Source organism: Streptomyces sp. CB00455 (genome assembly GCF_001905445.1).
Classification (GTDB): domain Bacteria; phylum Actinomycetota; class Actinomycetes; order Streptomycetales; family Streptomycetaceae; genus Streptomyces.
In genome coordinates this window covers 1-18,884 of the sequence record NZ_LIVQ01000017.1, presented here as the reverse complement: position 1 = coordinate 18,884, position 18,884 = coordinate 1, and the positions used below count along the sequence as shown (strand labels likewise).

Genomic DNA, 18,884 nt, shown 5'->3' with positions numbered 1-18,884 from the left:
TGCTCCTGGCAGGCGATCGGGTCGGGGAAAGCCAAAAGAACAGGGCCCGGGGCCGGGGGCCGGAGGCCGGGTCAGCGGTCGGCGGTCGGGCCTCCGAGGTCCAGCAGGAACGTGGCGAAGCCCGTGTACTTCTCGAAGTTCCGCTCGTCCCAGCCGACATAGGCGGTGTAGTCGTGCAAATGGAGCAGGACGCGCAGGGCCGCCAGGGACGACCAGTCGTCGCCGAGGCTCCGCCCGTAACCCTCGAACAGCGCGTCGAGCAGCTTCGGCCAGGCGGGTCCGCTGTCGCCGCGGTACCACTTGAGCTCGACGAGCTCGCCGAGCGTCCAGCCCAGGTCCCAGTACCACGGGGCGAGGCACAGGTCCTCGCCCACCAGCATGTCCGCTTCGCCCAGCGCGCCCGCCACGGGGACGAGCGAGCCGAGTGCCGCAGCCCCGTGGCACGGCACCCGGTCGCCGTCCGCGGCGATCCGCTCGCACAGTCCGTGCAGCCGCGCCATCCGCGACTCCCCGAGCCGGGGCCGCAGCAAGGACTCCGCGTACGCCGCGCGCGGCTCGGGGGAGCGGCCCGCCAGCCAGTAGGTGAACCGCACCAGGCCCCGCGGCAGCGGCCCCGGGGTCACGGCCCCGGTCGGCACGGGCGTGTCGTGGAGCGTCCGCAGCGCACGACCGAGGCCGCGCAGCGTGTCCGCCAGTTCGTCGTCCGGGCCGTGGTACAGCAGTCGGCCGGCGGCCGACTCGGGGCCGCGGACCTGGTAGACGCGCCCTTCGCCGTCGGCCGTCGGCGTCCCCGGGGCCCACCGTACGGAGGCCTTACCGCTGTCCAGGAGGCGGAAGACCGCATCCGCGACAGGGGCCGCGAACGGCGCGGGCGCCTGCGCGCCCGGTCGCCGCTCCCAGACGTAGCGGCCCGCGCCGGTGCCCGACGCGTCGCCCGTCACCCGGGTGCGCAGCAGCCCGGTGCCGAACTCCCTGCGATACGCGCCGCCGCCGCGGCCCGCCGACGCGTGCTCGGCCGTGCCCGTACCCGTACCGTTCATCGCCCTGCCTCCTGCTCCGTCTGCGCCGGTACGCCGGGCAACGCGCCCGCGCCATCGGCCGTCATGGCCTCGTACGAGGCCGGCGCCGTCCGCAGGTGCTCGCGCTCCGTCCTGCGGTCCTCGATCCGCCGCACCACGTCGCTCACCGGCGGTGGCACCCAGCCGTCCTCGCGCCCGGTGGTCAGGCTGTAGCCCGGGACCGGGGGCACCAGGACGATGTTCTGGCGGGCCGCGAGCGCGGCCCAGTGCCGGCGGAAGGCCGGGCTGTCGAATCCGCCCGGCGGCAGCGACGGCGCCACCGCCACCAGTGCGTCGGTGCACTGGAGGGCGAGCAGTGCCGGGGTGTCGGCGAGGCCGAGGGCGAGGCGCGCGGTGAAGTGGAAGGTCGCCGGGTAGACGAGGATGGCCTCGGCCCACTGCGCGTACGCCACGTGCCGGGCCTCGTCGCACTCCTCCCAGGCGTCGGTGTCCACCGGACCGTCGGCGCGCAGGCCGAGCGACAGCGGTGTCACGAAGCGCCGCGCGCTGCGGCTCATCACCACCCGCACGATCAGTTCGGGGTATCCCTGGCGCAGCCAGGTCAGCCACTGGGGCAGTCCGGCCGCCGTCGTCGAGCCGGTGACCACGAGGAGCAGCCGGCGGATCCCGAAGGGCGGCACGACCAGCGCGTCTGGGGTGGCTTCCGGGGCGCTTCCTGGCGCTTCCAGGGCCTGTTCCGGCCGTGTCATGGCGTGGCCACCAGCGGAATCAGCCGCTCTAGCTCCCGGAGGGCGGCGGTACCCCCGTGCGTCATCGCGACGCCGGTGACATTGAGCACGATCTCGTCGACGCCCGCCTCTGTGAACTCACGCAGCCGATCGCGTACCTCGCTCTCGTCCCCGAAGAGGAACGCACCGCCTCCGGCTAGGGCCTTGGCGCTCTCCTCCGGGGAGTTGCGCATGTCGACGTCGATGCCGGACCGGCGGAGCATGTCGGCGTAGTGCGGCAAACTCATGTGGCCGGCGTTGCTGGCGAGCGCCAGCTTGGCCGCGTCGCGCTCCGGCCCGTCCAGGGCCACCGGCACGATCGCCACGACCCGCGGCATCGGGCGATCTGCCGTGTCCGCCCCGGCGCGCAGCGCGGGGACGACACTGTCGCGCAGATAACCGGCCGGGGTCAGCCAGGTGATGGCCGCGTCGGCCAGCTCGCCGGCGAGCTCCGCCATGCGCGGCCGCAGTACCCCAAGGCCGATACGGACCTCGGGCAGCGGCTGCCGCGGCAGGGCGGCGTTGCAGGTGTAGAACTCGCCCTCGTGGGCGGCCTTTCCCTCGGTGAGCAGTCCTCGCAGGATCGTCACGTAGTCCCGCACCGCGCCGAGCTGGCTGCGGTAGGGCGCGCCGAGGATGCTGCGCTGCAGGACCGCGGCGCCCGGCCCGTACCCGGCGATCACCGAGTGCCCGGTGGCCGCCGCCAGGCTCTGCGCCCGCAGCGCCGCGTCGTACGGGTGGCAGAAGGGCATCAGCGACACCGACGTGCCCACCGGCACCCGGAAGCCGCTGGCGGCCGCGTGCACGAACGCCTGGTGGGTGTCGCTGACCGTGCCCTGTCCCTGCCAGAGCCGGACCGCGCTGCTCCACTGCGCGAGCGCGGCGAACGGCAGCAGCTGCTCGGGCCGGGTCGGAACGAACGGGACGAGGAAGGAGACGTCCGTCATGCTGCGGCCTCCGTCTCGACGACCAGCATCTGGCCGTGCACGAGCCGTGCGTACGCGGGGCAGTCGGCCATCAGCGTCGTGTGGTCGCCCTCACCCACCGTGCGGCCGTCCTCGAGAACGATGACATGGTCGGCGTGCTGCACGGTGGAGATCCGGTGGGCGACGACGAGCATGGCGCACTCCCGCGAGAGTTCGTCCACGAGATCGCGCAGCTTCTGCTCGTTGATGCTGTCCAGGTGCGACGACGGCTCGTCGAGCAGCACCAGGTCGGCGCCGGAGAGCATGGCTCGCGCGAGGGCGAGACGCTGGCGCTGTCCGCCGGAGAGGTCGACGGCACCGGCCAGTACGGTGTCCAGGCCGCGCGGTCCGACGCGGAACTCCTCGGCGAGACCCACCCGGTCGAGGACCCGCCACAGTTCCTCGTCGGAGACCGACGACGGGTCGCGGCCGAGGGTGAGGTTGGCCCGGATGGAGTCCTGGATCAGGGTCGAGGACTGGTCGACGTACGCCATGCGGCCGCGAAGGCCGGCCAGCGACCAGTCCGCGACATCGCGCCCGAAGACCTCGACGCTGCCGCTGTCGGCGGCGGCGAACCGCTGCATCAGCTCCAGGCTCGTGGTCTTCCCGGAACCCGAGATGCCGACCAGCGCGGTCAGGCCTCGCGCCGGGACACGGAAATCCGCGCCCCGCAGCACGGGCCCTTCGCCGTAGCCGAAGTGGACCTGCTCGAAGCGGACGGCGGGCACGGCCTGCCCGTCGGAGGAGGCGGCGGCCTCCGTGAGCGCCTGCTCGCGGTCCCCGTCCTGCTCCTGCTCCCGGGCGAAGAGCGAGGTGAACCGGTCGCGCGCGACGTTGCCCATGCGCAGCGCGGTCACGGCGGACGCGATCATCATCAGCGGCCCGGTCAGCTGGAGCAGATAGAGCAGGAACGCCACGAAGTCGGCGAGCGACAGCTTGCCGTCGAGCATCCGGGCACCGCCGCCGGTGATCACCGCGACCAGCGCGATCTGTTGACCCAGCGTCATCGCCGGCATCATCAGAGCTTCCATCCGCGCGGCGGCGATCTCCCGTCGCGCCACCTCGCCGGCCTTCTCGGCCAGGTCGTCGCCGACCTGCCGCTCCGCTCGGTACGCCTTGATGACCTTCACGGCGTCGGCGGCGGCGACATATCGCTGCGCCAGGCCGCTGGTGGCCTCCTGCACCGCGGTGTAGCTGTGCCGGAGCCCCTTGACCACGGCGAAGATCAGCACCGCAGCAGCCAGGAACGCGCCGAGGGTCACCAGGAGCAGCATGCCGTCGATGAATCCCATGATCACGAGCGTGCCCACGGTGGTCAGCGCGGCCATGGGCAACTGGACCGGGCCCGCGTCGACGAGCCTCTTCACCCGCGCGGTGTCCGCGGTGATACGGGAGACCAGGTTGCCGCTGCCCTCCTGCCGGATGTCGGCGACCCGCATCCCCAGGGTGTGCCGCATGGTCCGCACGCGGAGTCGGCAGATCATCCGCTGGCCGAGCCGGGCCAGGAGGTACGTGGCGCCGGCGCCGGCCAGCGCGGAGCCCAGGCCGAGCCCGACGAGCAGCCAGGTGTAGCCGTTCAGGCCGTCGCCGCCGAGCGAGGCGATGAGCTTGCCGACCGCCCAGGGCAGCAGCAACGTGGAGGCCGTGGAGAGCAGGGCTAGGAGGGCGATGGCAGCAAGCCGGCTGTAGCGGCCCGCGGCCAGCTCCCGCATGATCCGGAAGTCGCGGTCGGCGGCCGGTGTCGTGGCGGGTGCCGTCGCCGGTGCCGCCGCACGAGTCGCCGTCCGTGCCGTCGTGCTGTCAGCCACGGTCGCCGCCCCTCTCGCGGTACGCGTCCGCCGATTCGGGCGTGACCGGGCCTGGACGGGGCGTCAGCTCCACCAGGGAGCGCGGCCCCTGGACCGGTCCCCGCCACGTGATGTCGAACCCGGCCCGGTCGCAGAGCCGCTCCAGGTCCGTGACCGAGCGCGACGGCGCGGGCATCATCGAGCGGTACTGCAGCTCGACCGCGGGCCCGCCCGTCGGCATGGCCACGTCCGCGAGGAGGACCTTGCCGTCGCGGCCCGCCGCCTCGCGGCAGCGCTCCAGGATGCGTACGGCGTCGTCGTCCGACCAGTCGGCGAGGATCGCGGAGAGCAGATAGACGTCGAAGCCCTTGGGCAGCGGATCGAAGAAGCTGCCGACGACCGCAGTGGCGCGGTCGGCGACGTCACTGCGCGCGAAGCGGGCGCCAGCCTGCTCGGCGACGTGTCGCAGGTCGACCAGGGTCCCGCGCAGATCAGGGTGCGCACGGAGCAGGCCGATCAGGATCGCGCCGAGGTGGCCGCCCACGTCCGCCACGGTGCCGACGCCGCTCCAGTCGTAGTCCTCCACGATGTGCTGTGCGCCCCAGGCGAGTGGCTGGTCCTGGGCGGCGTCCGCAGTGAGCGCCTGCTCGGCCCATTCCGCGGTGAAGGACGGGTCGTTGTTGACGGTCTCCCAGTAGCCGCCGCCGGGGACCGCGGCGTGCGCGGGCTCGCCGGTCCTGACGGTGTGGTCGAGGCGGAGCAGGGACTGCGCGCCCCACCCGATCATGCTGTCGTTACGGAGGACCCGGCGCAGACCGGTGGGGTGATCGGTCAACAGTGGCTCGCCGAGCGGGGTCAGCGCGAAGTGCCGCTCACCGCCGTCGCCTCCGCCCTCGCGGTCGTCGCCGCCCGTCGCGCTCAGGAGGCCGATGTCGGTGAGGTGCCGCAGCAGCGCGTCCATGACGTCCGGCTGGGCATCCGCGGCGCGGGCGATCCCGGCGGATGTGGTCGCGCCGGCCTGGATGTGGTCCGCGACGCCGAGCGTGGCGGCGGCACGGATGGCGGACGGGGTCAGCAGGTCCGCCAGGGACAACAGTTTCTCGTAAGGCCGGGGGTCCGCCATCTTTCGCCGCCTCCAGGTAGGTAGTCAGGGGGTCGGGCGTGTGCGGGCCGGAGACCAGCCCGCACACGCCTGGTTCATGCCAGTCGGCTGATCAGCAGCCGTCGTCGACCGTCTTGGAGACGACCTGGCCGCTCATCCAGCTGATGCTGGCCGACACCGCGGCACAGCCCCAGGTGGTGGCCGGGGCGTCCGAGGCCGCCGAGAGGTTGATGTCCTCGGCGGAGGCGTACGCCTCGTAACCGGACAACAGTTCGATGACAGAGGTTGCCTTCTCCATGGCTATGGCCTTTCGTTGCGTGAAGGAGGTGGAGCGAGGTCAGCAGGTGGCCTCGTACGTGACGGCGCTGAGGAAGCTGGCCGCGGCGGAGGCGCAGTACCAGGTGGTCGCCGGGGCGTCGGCTACAGCGCTGACGTCGAGGTCACCCGCGTCCATGTAGGTCTGGTAGCCGGCGACGAGGTCCATGACACTGTCGGTGTTGTTCATGGATTCCCTTTCATGTCCGAATGTCTGAACTCAAGGCTGAGAGCGTCGACGACGCCCTCAGCGATGGGCTCAGCTGTCGGCTCCGGACCGTGCCGCCCTCAAGCGGCGCTCGGCGTCAGATTGCGCGCCGGGGCGGCCGGGTCGATGCCCGCCTGCCTGAACTGTTCGACGACCGTGCGCTCGGCCGTTCCCGGGCCGGCGTCGGGAGCACCGGCGCTGTCGATCAGCGCGGTCGCGAGCACGCTGGCGCGGTGCTGCCCGAAGCTGAGCCCCTGCCGGCCCGAGTGGGGATCGGCTGGTTCCCAGGCGGTCGCCACGCCGGGGCGGAGCTCCTCCGTGAACGCGGAGACATCGGCGCGTACCCCCGGCAGACCGCCGACGTGCGTGGCCAGGTCCGGTGCGGCCTGGGCGTGTTCGGCGTCCAGGTAGACCACGACCGCGTCCCGCCGCGGGTACAGCTCGGGCGCGGAGAGAACCTTCGCCCGGTAGGGAAGCCCACGGTCCTCCAGGAAGGTCAGCGCGGCACCCCAGACTCCCACCACGTCGTCCACGTTCCAGACATTTACGTACACCCGCAGCACACCCTGGCCGCCCCGGCGCTGCCGGGAGCCGTCGACGAGGAAGAAGCCCGGCGACAGACCGGCCCGCGCGGACGGCAGGGTCACCTCGGCGACCGCTCCCTCCACTGGCTCCGCGGTGCCCAGTGCTGCCAGGGGGATCCAGAACCTGACCCCCTCGCGCTCCACCAGAATCCGGGACTCCCCCTTGTCGTCCGACTCCACCGCGGACCGGACCCGTGCCGGGGCGATGATCTCCCGGTGAGGCACGACGGCCGCGAGGCGGGCCTCAAGGCCCTCGTCCCTCAGCCGGGTCGGCACCCTGCCCGGCTCCTGCCCCGAATGGAACACGTCGTAGATCGCCTCGGAGAGCAGACGACGCAGTTCCCGGGGCGTCTCCGCTTCGATCTCCCGCTGTCCCACGACGGCCTTGGAGCGATCGGCCGCGACGCTGATCTTGTCCATCACTTCGCGTACGCTCGACGCCAGCACGTGAATTCCCCCTTTTTCTCGTGATTTCTCGTGTTCCGGGTTCAGGAAACGAATCCGAGCGTCGCCGTGAACCTCTCCGGATTCACCACGGCGGCCCGCCCCACACCCGCCGCGGCCCGCTGAATTCCGGTGAGCCGGGAAGTGGAGAGCGCACCCGCGACGAGCCGGTCGAGAAGGTGCCATCCGGCGAACGCGGTCGCCCGCACGGCGAGGGTCTCGTCGACATCGGGAAGGACGTCCCGGTAGCCCCGCCAGAATTCCCCCACCAGGGGCAGCAGGCGCTGCATCTTCTCGGCCCCCCGCCGCAGCACCATGTCGTGCGTGAACTCCATGTCGACGAACACGTCGTCGCCCCGGTTCGTCACGAGGTCGAGCACGGACCGGTAGATCCATTCGCCCGCGAAGGCACCGACGTCACGCGCCGGATCCGCGAGCCGGAACTCCTCCCAGTCGGCGACGTAGACGGCCTCGGGCCGTACTAGCAGCTGGTCCACGCGGAAGTCGCAGTGCGACGGGACGCGCGGCGCGTCCGCCTCCCACGCCCGGAGCCGCTCCAGGGCCCGGATGAGGGCCTCGTCGTTCTGCAGCAGCCGCCATGCCTCCAGCTCTCCCGCGCTGGAGCGGATGTACACGGACATCGGCAGTCCGCGCAGGAAGGAGACCGGCGGGAACGGCGGCGCCACCTGCTCGACCTCGACCGTCCCGACGGGCGGAGTGCCGTGCAGCCGGCCGATGACGCGACCTATCCGGTATGCCTGCTCCCCGGTGAACACCTCGTCCACCATCAGCTGGGCGCCGTTCTCCGCGTCCACGACGCGCTCGAAGGCCACGATGTGCCGGTCGGAATCGGCTCCCAGGAACTCGGGCCGGAAGAGCTCCGGAGGACGTGCCGCCTTCGCGTACTCCTCGAAGGCGAGCATGCGCCGCAGCCGGGCCTCCACATCGGCCCTGGCCCCCGTGAGGCGCTTGACGAAGACTTCCATGCCGCTGGTGGTCGTTCCGGCCCAGGCGTCGTTCCGGCCGATCGGCGCGGTGACGGAGTCCCGCACCAGCGTGCCGACTCCGAGACCGGTGAGCAGTTCGTCCACCTCGGGAGCGGCATCGAGGTCGATGGCCGCCACGTCTCTCTTCATGCCAGTCATGCGAGCAGTCCCCCTGAATCCGGTCGGCCCCGTGTCACTTCCACTCGAGGACGAGCGGGGGGATCCGCGGGGTGACCTCGATGCCCGTCGGCCCGCTCTTCCACTCGATCACGAACGCGGAATCGGGCACCACGCCGTTCTGCGAGTCCGAGACCGAGTTCGCCTCAGCGTGAGCGGGCACCGCGCCGGCGAAAGCCACTCCGGCGACGGCCAGGGAAGAAAACGCGATGCGAACGGTGCGACGCTTGTTCATGACTCTCCAGCCCAAGACGAGTGTCCTCTCCCATCCCCCGGGAGCGGATCTTCTGTCCGAAAGATTGCCATCGAACGAAGTACGTCCGGCCTGAAGCGGATGTCAGCTTGATGCAAGGCTCTTGCAGCTTGATGCGAGGCGGGCCACGAGCTTCACGGGGACCGGCCGGGATACCTGCGACAGCTCGGTCTCTACGGCTTCACGGAACGGCGCTCAGCCTGTTCCGGCACCTCCCGCAGGGGCACGCTGGAGCGAACCGAGAGCGGGGGCAGGCTGACGTCTCACCGCGGTGCGGCTGCCGAGCGACGACGCCGGCGGCCTGCACGGCCACAAGTACGCCATCCACGTTCTCGTCGCCGCTACAACACGTGCCTCCAGCGCGCCGTCGATGAGCAATCGGACGCGGAACAGATCGGAGTAGCTCTTCCACCCAGGAGACGTCGAAGTGGGACCAGAACATGCCGAGCTTCTCCAGCTGGGCGACGCGCTCGTCGTCCATGTCGCCGCGGGCCTAGAAGCGGAGGGTGCCGGCGGTGGTCAATCTTGCGCGCGGATCCACTGCCCGAGCGGGAACCCGGCGAGTGAGGCCGCCACCCGGCCGCTTCGGCCTCATCGTCGTCGAGAGGCCGGCTCGCCGCAGCCGGTCCCGTCGACGAAGACGACCCTTCTTCGTCTGCCGCTTCGGACGGCACTGCGGTTCGGAACGGGGGGAGGACGCGGCTGGGCCCCGACCCTGGGGGAATGGGTCGGGGCCCAGTTGGTTCAACCTTCGCGGAGTTCGCTGCCCGCACCGTGTGTGCGTTGCGGGAAGGAGATCCCCGGCCGGGGGAGGACCCGGTGTTGAACAATTGCGGCAGTGGTCTCACCTGGTACCGCTGACGGCAGCCCGGGCACCCGACACCCCGTGCGGTGCGGTCCGACTGTTTCGGGGTTGCACCCGACCGCCACGAGACGAAGGAGCGCCATGGGCAACCGCAGCAACGTCCCCACGGCCCGAGCACCCGGGGGGCGCCTACCGGCTCCCGGGGACGGCGCCAGCACCCTCGCACGGGCCGAGCACGGCCTCGTCGCGTTCATCGCCCGGCGGGACGACCTCGACGAGACCACCGTCGCCGACGGCGAGGACGCGCCCTTGGGAGAGCGGTGAGCAACATGAGCCCGCCACACACGCGCCGCGCCCCGTATGCCGTCGGCGACCTGGTCACAGGCACCTCCTATGTGAAGTCCGAGGACCGGCCTCGTGAGCAGCCGGAGGAGATCACCGGCCGCATCGTCCAGGTGGGCTCCGGGTGGGACGGCATCGATTCCGCTCAGGCGTACGTATGGGTCCGCCTGCCGTCCGGCCGCGAACGCCATGCGCTCATATGCGACATCCGCACAGTGACCACCTGACCCACCGCCATCACACCCCAAGGGATCGCCCCACCCAAACACGAGGAGACGCCCATGCCCGGACCACCCCTCCCGCACCGCACCCCTCCCGCACCGGTTCCGGTCGAGAGGTTCGTCCGCCGCACCTACCTGGAGCGGGCCGCCCGCTACCAGGTAGCCGCCGACCGCATGAGCACAGGCGGCCTATGCGACCGCCACAGTGTCGCCGACGTCGGCGCCGGCCACACCGAACTCGACCTGTACCTGCGCACCGAATACCGCTGGCGGGGCCGGTACCTGCCCGTGGACCGGTGGACCGGAGACATCGACCTGGAGACCTGGCAGCCACCGATGCGGTTCGACTGGCTGGCCTGCCTGGAGGTCATCGAACACCTCACCGATCCCGAGCGGCTCGTGCGCGCACTCCAGGACAGCGCCGAACTCGGGGTGGTCATCACCACCCCCAACCCGGACACCGTCGACGTCCTCGCCCTGGACCCCACCCACAAGACCCCGGTCAGCCGCCAGCGCTTGGCCGCTCTCGGCTTCTACACAAGCACCCACAACCTTTACGGCACCCCGGACGACGGCATCTGCGCCGTCTGGTACCGCGCCGGGAATACCCTCATCGAGCGCGACATCACCCCCGTCCCATTCCAGGGGGGTCAGCGGTGATCAAGGAAGGCCAGTTCACGTTCATCGCCGGCCGCGACCAGGTCCGCCCCTTCCTGGGGGAAGTACGCGGCCAAACGCCCGGACGTCTTCGAGGTGATCGAGCGCCGCTTCCAGGCCGCCGGGCTCGCCGACATGCGCTACCGGCCGCTGCGTCTGGAACTGGAGATCACCACCAAGTGCAACGACTCCTGCCCTTCTTGCGGCATGGGCGCATTACCCCTGGCGCAGGGCATCACCATGACCACCGAGCAGCGGGCCCGCCTCGTCGACGAGTTCGATGCGATCGGCCTGCCCTCGGCTGCGGTGACTGGAGGGGAGCCCTTCGTTGCCGTCCACGCGCTGCTGCCGCTGATCCGGGCGCTGAGCGGGCGGGGCATCGACATCTCGAAGCTGACCACGAACGGGGTGTGGGGTGCGGACGGACGCTGCCAGCGCACGTTCGACAAGCTGGAGAAAGCCGGCCTGTTCGGCAACCAGCTGTTCGTGCCGCTGATCATGCTCTCGGTCGGTGAGCAGACCATGCCCCTGCAATGGGTAGCCCGCATTCTCCACCACGCGATCACCCACTACAGCGACCGCGAGCTGAACGTCGCAGTCTCCTCCCTCGCCGACCCCGCCAGCCGCGACCACAAGGTCTACGAGCTGATGGCCGTATACGAAAGGGCCTACGGTGACTTCCCGCACGACCGTGTCCACTCCACCATGCGCGTCTACCTGGACAACGACCGCCTCCCGGAGCAACAAAAAGTCCACAGGCCCGGGCACACTAGCGTCAAGCGCTGGATGGACCGCTGCTTCGACTGCTTCGCACCCACCGTCGGCCCATACATCCTGCCCTCCGGACTGATCAAGCAGGACGGCCGCGTCTACGCCTGCGCCAGCTTCGACGTCCCCGAATCCCTCGGCTTCGGCAACATCTTCACCGACGGCCTGCGCACCATCATTCAACGCGCAAACGACGACACCTACCTGCGGCTCATCGCCGACGGAGGCGGCCTTAAGGGCCTCCACGGTGCCGTGCCGGACGATTTCACCGAGACCACGGCCTGCGGCGGGTTCTGCGCATCCTGCGGACTGCTCAGCGACAAGTTCAGGGAAGTCAACGGCCTGCCAGCCCCGAAAGCGCTGCCGATCATCACCGGGCAACAGCTGGTCGCGCCCCTCCCACCGCGCACGGTCGCCAGCCCATGAGCAAGGAGAGGCTGTCAATGCCGGACACCACAAGGACCGATCCCATTCTGCGTGACGCCTTGTCACGAGCCGCAGAAGGGCCCGTCGATACGATTCCCGACGACGGACGGCTGGAGCAGGACTTCGGCGTCGACAGCCTGGCCCTGGCCGAGCTGGTCACCGACCTCGAAAAGCGGCTGTCCGTCGTCATCCCGGACGAGGAAACCGGCCGCCTCCACACCGTCGCGGACCTGCGCGCCCTCCTCGCCCGCCTCGCCCCGAATGGAACGGACGCATCATGAGCCTGCGCGAGATCGAGCCCAAACAGCGAGGATTCCTCATCGTCAACTCCCACCCAGAAGGGGCCGCGCGCACCGTCAACCGCATGTGGGAGAACATCGAGGCCCGCACCGACGGCCGCAAGCCGACCGCGCTCATCCTCGGCCACTCCGCCGGCTACGGACTTTCAACCCTCGTGGCAGGACTGCGGCAGCACGGCATCCGCGGCATCGGCGTCGCCTTCGAGGCCGCCGACAACGGGCGCCGCACCGCGACAGCAGGCTGGTACCGCACAGCGGCCACCGCCCAGCTCGCCGCCGACAACGGACACGACATCCGGTTCGTGAACACCGACGCCTTCTCCACGGACGCCAAGACCCACGTCCTTGACCTGCTGGAGCAGCACTACGGACCGATCGACTACCTCATCTACAGCCTTGCCGCACCCCGCCGCACCGACCCCGCCACAGGCACCGTTCACCACTCAGTGATCAAGCCTCTCGGCGCCGCCTACGAAGCACCCGCGCTCGACTTCTCCGGCAACGCTCCACATGTCACGTGGGCCCGGATCGAACCCGGCACCGAAGACGAGACACGGGACACGGTCGCGGTGATGGGCGGCGACGACTGGACTATGTGGGTCCGTGCCCTCGCAGCCCGCCAGCTCCTTGCCGAGGGGTTCACCACCGCAGCTCTCACCTATGTCGGCTCCGAGGTGACCGCTCCCGTCTACCGCCAGGGCACCATCGGAGCAGCCAAGGAACACCTGGAACAGACCGCCCACGACCTGAACACCTCGCCCACACTCAAGGAGAAAGACGGCCGCGCGTTCACAGTCGTGGCTGGCGCCGCCGTCACCCAGGCATCCAGCGCGATCCCGTCCATCGCCCTCTACACCGCCTTCCTCCGCACGGTTCTCGGCGAGAACGGATTCCGGTCCACGGCCGAACAGGCCATGGACCTGTGGAACCAACTGGAAGGCCGCACCCCACTGGTCCTCGATGAGAAAGGGCGCATTCGACTCGACGGCTGGGAACTCGACTACCACGCTGCCTACCAAGACGCGGGCCTCCGAACGCCGCATCGCCCTCCCCGCCCGCTGCCTCCAGCCGCTGAAACTCCACCACGAACTGCCGTCAAACGGCAAATCAGCCCCGCCGAGCGCAGCTCGACGGGGCCTATATTTGCGATAGCTAGCTTCACTCAGCGTGGCAGCTGAGACAACATCTGCGCGAGACTGTCCGAGAACTCAGGCATGTGCGATTCGGCGCTATATCTCACGGTGCAGGCGGCAGAGACCAGCTCCAGCGCCGAATAATCACCACTCGAAAGCATCCTCGCGCACATCCCTAGGGGGACTACGAAATCTGCTTGCGTACCATCCGATAGCGAATCGAGCATGTCGTCTTCCCCTGCGAGAACTAGCTCCACGATCGAACTCAACACTCCCACCAACCTTGGAGCATCTACTCCATGGGCGAGCTCGATCATGTCTTCGTATTCGGCAAACCCGAATCGATTAACCTGGATGTGCTCTCTGGCCACATCAACCACCTTCGAAACTGATTCCCTAATGCTGCAGCCTGGGCTGACAGACCAACGCACATGGACTGGCAGGCGTGCCGTGCGCGCCACCGGGCGGCGAATTCAATCCCCGCACCTTTACCACTTCGAACGATCCCCCTCGGATCCCGGCCGCACCCTCGGCCGCCTCCGCCTGGATGAGGCACATCGTTTCAGCACATCCCGCATGGTAGCGACCCCCCTCAGGCGTGAACTGCCGCACGAGGGAATCCACTTCTCCACCGGGAGCTGGTGTCAGGCCATGACCCGAGTGACCAAAATAGGTTCGCCCTGACGGTGATGTGTATTTCGCCGCAAAGAAGGGGCCATCAGTTTTATTGAAGCCAGCACGCAGGCTATCGGCATAGTCACCCAGGTTGCAGTTGTGAACGAGGACCGGCGTAGCCCCCGCCAGCACGTAGTACGTGTGGAAGTTGTTGACGGTGAGGTTGTGCGTGGTGACTGCGTAGGGGTAGTTGCGCTTCGTTTTGACGGTGAGGGTGGTGCCGTCGGGGCGGCGGAGGTGGTCACCCGGGTTGAAGTCGCCCGCGTCGACCCACTGGTGGCGGGTGTCGTTCCAGTGGGGGTGGTGGAGGGTGGAGGTGAGCTGGACGGGCGGGGCGCGGGGGTTGGATTCGTCGGTGAGGGTGAGGTCGGTGAAGTTTTTGTCGTCGGGGGTGGTGATGGTGTCGGTCACCCGCTGGGGACGGGTTTCGCCGGTCTGTGGGTCGGTTGCGAGGACGGTGTCGCCGACGCGGATGTCCTGGATTTCCTTGGTGGTGCCGTCGGCCATCTGGACGCGGGTGCCGGTCGGGAAGCTGTTGAGCTCGCAGGAGACGGTGGTCTCGGTGTCTGCGCCGCCGTTGCTGTGGGACTCGACAGAGTCGGCGGCCCCCGCTTCGGCGTCGGATGCCTCTCGGGTGGATTTGGCTTCCGTGCCTGCGCTGTCGCCCGCGGTCTCCTTGCCGGCTTTCTGGGAGGCTGATTCGGCTGCCTTGGCCTCGGCTGCGCGGGCTTCCTTGGCTGCTGTCTTGGCCCGGGTCATCGCTTCTGCCGCGCGGGCCACTCCGCGTTCCGCCTCGTGGACGGCGTCGTAGGCCTTGTTCAGCGTCGGTCAGGTGAAGGCGGCCGCGCATGATCACCCGGTCGTCTTCCTGTCGGAGTTCCGCCTCGGCGGAGGAGGCCGGCTGGGTGTTCTGGCCCCAGTGGATGTCCTCGTCGACGGTCCATTCGACAAGGTGCCGGCCGTCTGTCTCTTGCGGGTCACCGTGCCAGAGCGCCATGGCGGACCCGACGGGCGTATGACCCCGAACTTTCATGGGCCGCTGCGGGGTCTGCGGCAGGCTCTGTGTGCGGACGAACATCGCCTCATCATCCATGAGGTGGCGTCTCAGGGACGAGGAGTTGCTGGGTGGCCGAGGTCAAGCGGCGCTGAGCCAGTCCCGGTAGGCGCCTGCGAGGTCGTCGTCGCGGCGTGTGCGGCGTTCGATGCAGGAGATCACGGCAGGTCAGACGCTGAAGTGCTCGGCGACGGTGGTCAGGGCGGTCGCGGGTCCGAGGTCACCAGCATGCTTGGCCATACTGACCGGCACGTCCCCGGCCGCCCCAGGTGGTCGACGCATCTCCTCCACACATAAGCACAAGATCTATTGTAGGATCGCTGTTGTGCAAAATGCCTTGTACGCTTTTCGTATGGCAGGCAATCTTGTGCGCCAGGTCTCCGATGCGCGCGTCCTGGCCGCGCTCACCCATCCACTCCGTCGCCGGCTCCTGGACATGCTCAAGGTGAACGGCCCGTCGACCGTAGGGTTGCTCGCAGAACGCAGCGGTGAAGCCGTCGGCAACGTCAGTCACCACGTGGGGGTTCTGGCCAAGGCCCTCCTTGTCGAACAGGTTCCTGAGCTCGCACGGGACCGCCGCGAACGCTGGTGGCGCCTCACTTCCACCGAAGTGCGCTGGGCGCGGGCCGACTTCGAGGCCAGTCCAGCCGCAGAAGCGGTTGCTGACGCGGCCGGGTCGCTCATGCTCGATCGTCAGATGGAGTGCGTCCGTACGTGGCTTGGCCGCCGCACGAACTACCCGCAGGAGTGGCGGGACGGCTGCTCGGTGTCCACTGAGGCATGGCTGCGACTCACGCCATCCGAGGCACGCGAGTTCGGCGCGCAACTCGTCGCTCTATTCGAGACGTGGTCGGCTCGACCGGATCCAGACGACGGCCAAGTGCGCGAACCAGTGCTGGTCTTCGGGCACTCTGTGCCGGCCACGCCGTGACCGCGCGCGTCAACGAGCCGGACCACGCGTCCGGCAACGCCTCGCGCATGGACCATCCTGCCGATGCCTCTGCCGGATCCCGCTGGGGCCTGCTCGCGGACCGAGACTTCCGATTACTGTGGGCCGGCCAGACGATCAGCAAGGCTGGCAGTAGCATCACAACCGTCGCTCTACCCTTGGTCGCTGTCGTCGAACTGAATGCGAGCCCACTGGCCGTCGGTCTGCTGACAGCTGCGATTTGGGTGCCATGGCTGGTCCTGGGACTGCCGGCCGGGGTGTGGGTGGGAAGGCTGCCGCGACGTCGCCTGATGATCACGTGTGACGTGGTGATGGGGCTGTCATTTACCACCGTTCCGGTGGCTGCGTGGCTGCACGCGCTGACTATGGTGCATCTGATGGTGGTTGCCATGCTGTCCGGCATCGCCTCTGTCTTCTTCAGTGCCGCCTATCAGGTCTACCTGCCTGAACTTGTCTCTTCCCGTGACCTGATCGAGGCCAACGCCAAGCTGCAAGGGAGCGCCTCCGTCGCCCAAGTCGCGGGCCCCGGCGTGGGGGGACTGGCAGCCCAGGCATTCGGGGCTGTCTCCGGACTCCTGGCTGACGCCGCGACATTCATCATCTCCGCGACCACTCTGGTTCTCATGCGTAGAAACCGGGCGGCGGAGCCCGAATCGAGCAAGCGGGCTTCCGAGGCCGTGTCGGGCAAGCCCGCCCCCGGGACAGGCAAGCTCCGTACCGACATCGCGGACGGCTTCCGGTTCATCGTGCGCGATCCGTACCTTCGCACGATCACAGCCTTCGGTGCCGCGGCGAACCTTGCTCTGACCGCCTACCAGTCGATTGTGATCCTCTACCTGGTCCGTGAACTGCACGTCGGAGCCGGCTTGGCGGGCCCGTTAGCCGCCGTCGGCGCGCTGGGCGGTGTCGTGGGCGCGGCTGTTGCCCGCCCGCTGTGCCGCTGCCTCGGTACGGCGCGCGGTGTGGTGATCGTACAACTGGCCGCGACCCCCTTCGCCTTCCTGATCCCGCTCGCCTCCCCAGGTCCTGGCATCGCCCTTTTTGTCTTGGGATCCACCGTCCTGGTCGCGGGCGTCGTCGCGGGGAATGTGGTCTTCGCAAGCTTCCGTCAGGCCTACGCACCGCCCGAGATGCTGAGCCGCCTGATCACCTTCGCGATGACGATCAACCACAGCAGCATTCCCCTCGGTGGCCTGCTGGGCGGCGGTCTAGGCACTCTGATCGGACTGCGCGCCACTCTATGGACGACAGCTGCCATGCTGGTGGCGGCATGTGGCATTCTGCTCGCCGGGCCCATCGTCCTCCATCGGGACTTGCCCACCGCCCCCAAAGCGTCGGCCGCTGAGTCTGCCTAAGAGAGCATCTGATCAGTGTTCACGCGGATGTGAATGGGATGTCCGTTTCGATTCGCCAGGTTGGTACGGATTCTCCGGTCAGTTCGCGGGACATTTTGTTACTGAACTTGATTGGGTGATGTCGGAGCCGATCGCCTGACGGCGACCGCTCTGCTCCGGTAGCTCTGGACCGTGAGATACGCGCAGGGCGGCGGGTTGACCGACGCAGGGAGGGCCGCGAGGGAGCGGGTCCGGCTGCAGGCCGTGGAACGCTTCGAGGACGGGCAGAAGAGCAGGGAGATCGCTGTCGCATTGCGGGTCAGCGAGCGGTCGGTGGAGCGGTGGCGCCGCCAGTGGCGCGAGCGCGGTGAGGGGGGGGTCCTGTCGAAGGGATCGCCGGGTCGGCCGAGGCTCAGCGACTCGCAGATCGCGAGGCTGGAACGGGAGTTGGAGCGTGGGCCGCTGGTGCACGGCTGGGCCGATCAGCGGTGGACACTGGCACGGATCAAGACGTTGATCGGTCGGCTGTTCCACGTGAGCTACACGGTGGAGGGAACGTGGCTGCTGCTGAAGCGGCACGGCTGGTCCTGGCAGCAGCCCGCCCGGCGTGCGGTCGAGCGCGACGACGCGGCGGTCGGGGTGTGGAAGAAGGAGACCTGGCCGCGGGTAAGAGCATCGCGGCGGCGTGTGACGGCTGGATCGTCTTCGAGGACGAAGCCGGTCAGTCGATGACGCCGCCGCGAGCGAGAAGCTGGGGACGCAAGGGCTTGACCCCGGTGGTCCGGGTCCGCGGCCGGGGCTCGGGCCGGGTGTCCATGGCCGGGCTGACCTGCTACAAACCGGGAAAGCGGTCCCGGATGTTCTACTCGGTCCGCGAGTACCGGGGCCGCAAGGACGAGCCGAAGGGCATTCGCTGGCGCGACCTGCGTGACCTGCTGGTCAGAGCGCACATCCAGCTCGGCGGCCCGATCGTGCTCGTATGGGTCAACCTGCGCATGCACCTGGTCGAGCCGATACGTCAGTTCATCGCCGACCACGCGGACTGGCTCACCGTCTTCCAGCTTCCGAGCTACTCACCGGACTTGAACCCGCAAGAGGGCATCTGGTCGCTGGTCAAGCGTGACATCGGCAACCTCGCCGCAGCCGACCTCGGCCAGATCACCCGGGCCGTCAAGCGCAGACTCAAGCAGATCCAGTACCGCCCGGACCTGGTCGACGGCTGCCTGGCCGGCACCGGCCTGATCACGGACGACTGACCGACATCACGAATTCAAGTTCAGTACGGTGCACAGATGCGCATGTATCTCTCCTCCTTCCGCACCGGTGACCACCCGGAGCGGATGCTGGCACTACTGGACAATCCCGCCGATGCAGGTGAGGTAGCGGTGATTGCCAACGCGATCGACGCCCTGTCGTGCATCGAGCGCCGAGCCGCAGTCGAGCGCGAACTCAGTGCACTCGCTGAGCTCGGCCTGCGGCCGGTCGAGTTGGATCTACGCGCATTTTTCGGCCGGCCCCCGACACACATCACCGCTGCTCTTGCCCGATTCCCTCTGATCTGGGTCCGCGGAGGCAACGTGTTCGTTCTGCGTCATGCATTGGCCCTCAGCGGCG

At 69.0% G+C, this 18,884-nt stretch carries 21 protein-coding genes and 1 pseudogene; 10 read left to right on the top strand and 12 right to left on the bottom strand.

Annotated features, from left to right (window positions below):
- Nucleotides 1-71 precede the first annotated feature (71 nt).
- From AMK16_RS33630 to AMK16_RS33590, 10 genes are all read right to left on the bottom strand, one after another.
- Complete coding sequence (locus AMK16_RS33630) at nucleotides 72-1,040, bottom strand: hypothetical protein (RefSeq protein ID WP_073921133.1); 969 nt, start codon at nucleotides 1,038-1,040, stop codon at nucleotides 72-74.
- Nucleotides 1,037-1,768 carry a flavoprotein gene (locus AMK16_RS33625; protein ID WP_073921132.1) on the bottom strand — a complete coding sequence of 244 codons (732 nt, stop codon included), beginning with the start codon at nucleotides 1,766-1,768 and terminating at the stop codon, nucleotides 1,037-1,039. The genes AMK16_RS33630 and AMK16_RS33625 overlap by 4 nt, the downstream gene beginning before the upstream one ends.
- Nucleotides 1,765-2,733, bottom strand: coding sequence for an LLM class flavin-dependent oxidoreductase (locus tag AMK16_RS33620; RefSeq protein ID WP_073921131.1), 969 nt, complete (start codon nucleotides 2,731-2,733; stop codon nucleotides 1,765-1,767). Before AMK16_RS33620 ends, AMK16_RS33625 begins: the two co-directional genes overlap by 4 nt.
- Complete coding sequence (locus AMK16_RS33615) at nucleotides 2,730-4,559, bottom strand: ABC transporter ATP-binding protein (protein WP_242439057.1); 1,830 nt, start codon at nucleotides 4,557-4,559, stop codon at nucleotides 2,730-2,732. Before AMK16_RS33615 ends, AMK16_RS33620 begins: the two co-directional genes overlap by 4 nt.
- Nucleotides 4,552-5,661, bottom strand: a complete 1,110-nt coding sequence (locus tag AMK16_RS33610; RefSeq protein ID WP_073921130.1) for a methyltransferase — start codon at nucleotides 5,659-5,661, stop codon at nucleotides 4,552-4,554. Before AMK16_RS33610 ends, AMK16_RS33615 begins: the two co-directional genes overlap by 8 nt.
- A gap of 91 nt (nucleotides 5,662-5,752) precedes the next feature.
- Complete coding sequence (locus tag AMK16_RS33605; RefSeq protein ID WP_073921129.1) at nucleotides 5,753-5,938, bottom strand: LxmA leader domain family RiPP; 186 nt, start codon at nucleotides 5,936-5,938, stop codon at nucleotides 5,753-5,755.
- Nucleotides 5,939-5,977: 39 nt separating this feature from the next.
- Complete coding sequence (locus tag AMK16_RS36840; RefSeq protein WP_199885689.1) at nucleotides 5,978-6,145, bottom strand: LxmA leader domain family RiPP; 168 nt, start codon at nucleotides 6,143-6,145, stop codon at nucleotides 5,978-5,980.
- 98 nt (nucleotides 6,146-6,243) lie between these two features.
- Nucleotides 6,244-7,194, bottom strand: coding sequence for a T3SS effector HopA1 family protein (locus AMK16_RS33600; RefSeq protein ID WP_079191916.1), 951 nt, complete (start codon nucleotides 7,192-7,194; stop codon nucleotides 6,244-6,246).
- Nucleotides 7,195-7,235: 41 nt separating this feature from the next.
- Nucleotides 7,236-8,327: a class V lanthionine synthetase subunit LxmK gene (lxmK, locus tag AMK16_RS33595; RefSeq protein ID WP_242439056.1), complete on the bottom strand. Its 1,092-nt coding sequence runs from the start codon at nucleotides 8,325-8,327 to the stop codon at nucleotides 7,236-7,238.
- A gap of 43 nt (nucleotides 8,328-8,370) precedes the next feature.
- Complete coding sequence (locus AMK16_RS33590) at nucleotides 8,371-8,589, bottom strand: hypothetical protein (protein WP_073921128.1); 219 nt, start codon at nucleotides 8,587-8,589, stop codon at nucleotides 8,371-8,373.
- Nucleotides 8,590-9,553: 964 nt separating this feature from the next.
- On the opposite strand from AMK16_RS33590, the gene AMK16_RS33585 reads away from it, so the two are divergent.
- From AMK16_RS33585 to AMK16_RS36835, 6 genes are all read left to right on the top strand, one after another.
- Nucleotides 9,554-9,736, top strand: a complete 183-nt coding sequence (locus AMK16_RS33585; protein ID WP_073921127.1) for a hypothetical protein — start codon at nucleotides 9,554-9,556, stop codon at nucleotides 9,734-9,736.
- Nucleotides 9,737-9,741: 5 nt separating this feature from the next.
- Nucleotides 9,742-9,981: a hypothetical protein gene (locus AMK16_RS33580; protein ID WP_143196932.1), complete on the top strand. Its 240-nt coding sequence runs from the start codon at nucleotides 9,742-9,744 to the stop codon at nucleotides 9,979-9,981.
- A gap of 54 nt (nucleotides 9,982-10,035) precedes the next feature.
- Nucleotides 10,036-10,635 (top strand): hypothetical protein, encoded by a 600-nt coding sequence (locus tag AMK16_RS33575; protein WP_073921125.1) that lies wholly within the window; start codon nucleotides 10,036-10,038, stop codon nucleotides 10,633-10,635.
- A 93-nt stretch (nucleotides 10,636-10,728) separates the two neighbouring features.
- Complete coding sequence (locus AMK16_RS33570; RefSeq protein ID WP_073921124.1) at nucleotides 10,729-11,826, top strand: 4Fe-4S cluster-binding domain-containing protein; 1,098 nt, start codon at nucleotides 10,729-10,731, stop codon at nucleotides 11,824-11,826.
- 17 nt (nucleotides 11,827-11,843) lie between these two features.
- A complete protein-coding gene (locus AMK16_RS33565) occupies nucleotides 11,844-12,107 on the top strand; it encodes an acyl carrier protein (RefSeq protein ID WP_073921123.1) in 264 nt (87 codons plus the stop codon).
- On the top strand, nucleotides 12,104-13,303 hold the full coding sequence (locus AMK16_RS36835; protein WP_073921122.1) for a hypothetical protein: 1,200 nt from the start codon (nucleotides 12,104-12,106) through the stop codon (nucleotides 13,301-13,303). Before AMK16_RS33565 ends, AMK16_RS36835 begins: the two co-directional genes overlap by 4 nt.
- On the opposite strand, the gene AMK16_RS33555 is transcribed toward AMK16_RS36835, so the two are convergent.
- Nucleotides 13,288-13,629 carry a hypothetical protein gene (locus AMK16_RS33555; RefSeq protein ID WP_073921121.1) on the bottom strand — a complete coding sequence of 114 codons (342 nt, stop codon included), beginning with the start codon at nucleotides 13,627-13,629 and terminating at the stop codon, nucleotides 13,288-13,290. The genes AMK16_RS36835 and AMK16_RS33555 overlap by 16 nt on opposite strands.
- A gap of 25 nt (nucleotides 13,630-13,654) precedes the next feature.
- Complete coding sequence (locus AMK16_RS33550; protein WP_073921120.1) at nucleotides 13,655-14,713, bottom strand: polymorphic toxin-type HINT domain-containing protein; 1,059 nt, start codon at nucleotides 14,711-14,713, stop codon at nucleotides 13,655-13,657.
- Nucleotides 14,714-15,339: 626 nt separating this feature from the next.
- Here AMK16_RS33550 and AMK16_RS33540 point away from each other — a divergent pair.
- From AMK16_RS33540 to AMK16_RS33520, 4 genes and pseudogenes are all read left to right on the top strand, one after another.
- A complete protein-coding gene (locus tag AMK16_RS33540; protein ID WP_073921119.1) occupies nucleotides 15,340-15,918 on the top strand; it encodes an ArsR/SmtB family transcription factor in 579 nt (192 codons plus the stop codon).
- Nucleotides 15,915-17,291, top strand: coding sequence for an MFS transporter (locus AMK16_RS33535; protein ID WP_242439055.1), 1,377 nt, complete (start codon nucleotides 15,915-15,917; stop codon nucleotides 17,289-17,291). Before AMK16_RS33540 ends, AMK16_RS33535 begins: the two co-directional genes overlap by 4 nt.
- Nucleotides 17,292-17,462: 171 nt before the next feature.
- Nucleotides 17,463-18,526, top strand: a protein-coding gene (locus tag AMK16_RS38710) for an IS630 family transposase (protein ID WP_443333636.1) whose coding sequence is annotated in 2 segments (ribosomal slippage) — nucleotides 17,463-17,910 and nucleotides 17,910-18,526 — 1,065 coding nt in all. Because the reading frame shifts where the segments join, the coding sequence is not laid out codon by codon here.
- A 36-nt stretch (nucleotides 18,527-18,562) separates the two neighbouring features.
- Nucleotides 18,563-18,884, top strand: a pseudogene (locus tag AMK16_RS33520) (hypothetical protein); the annotation flags it as partial.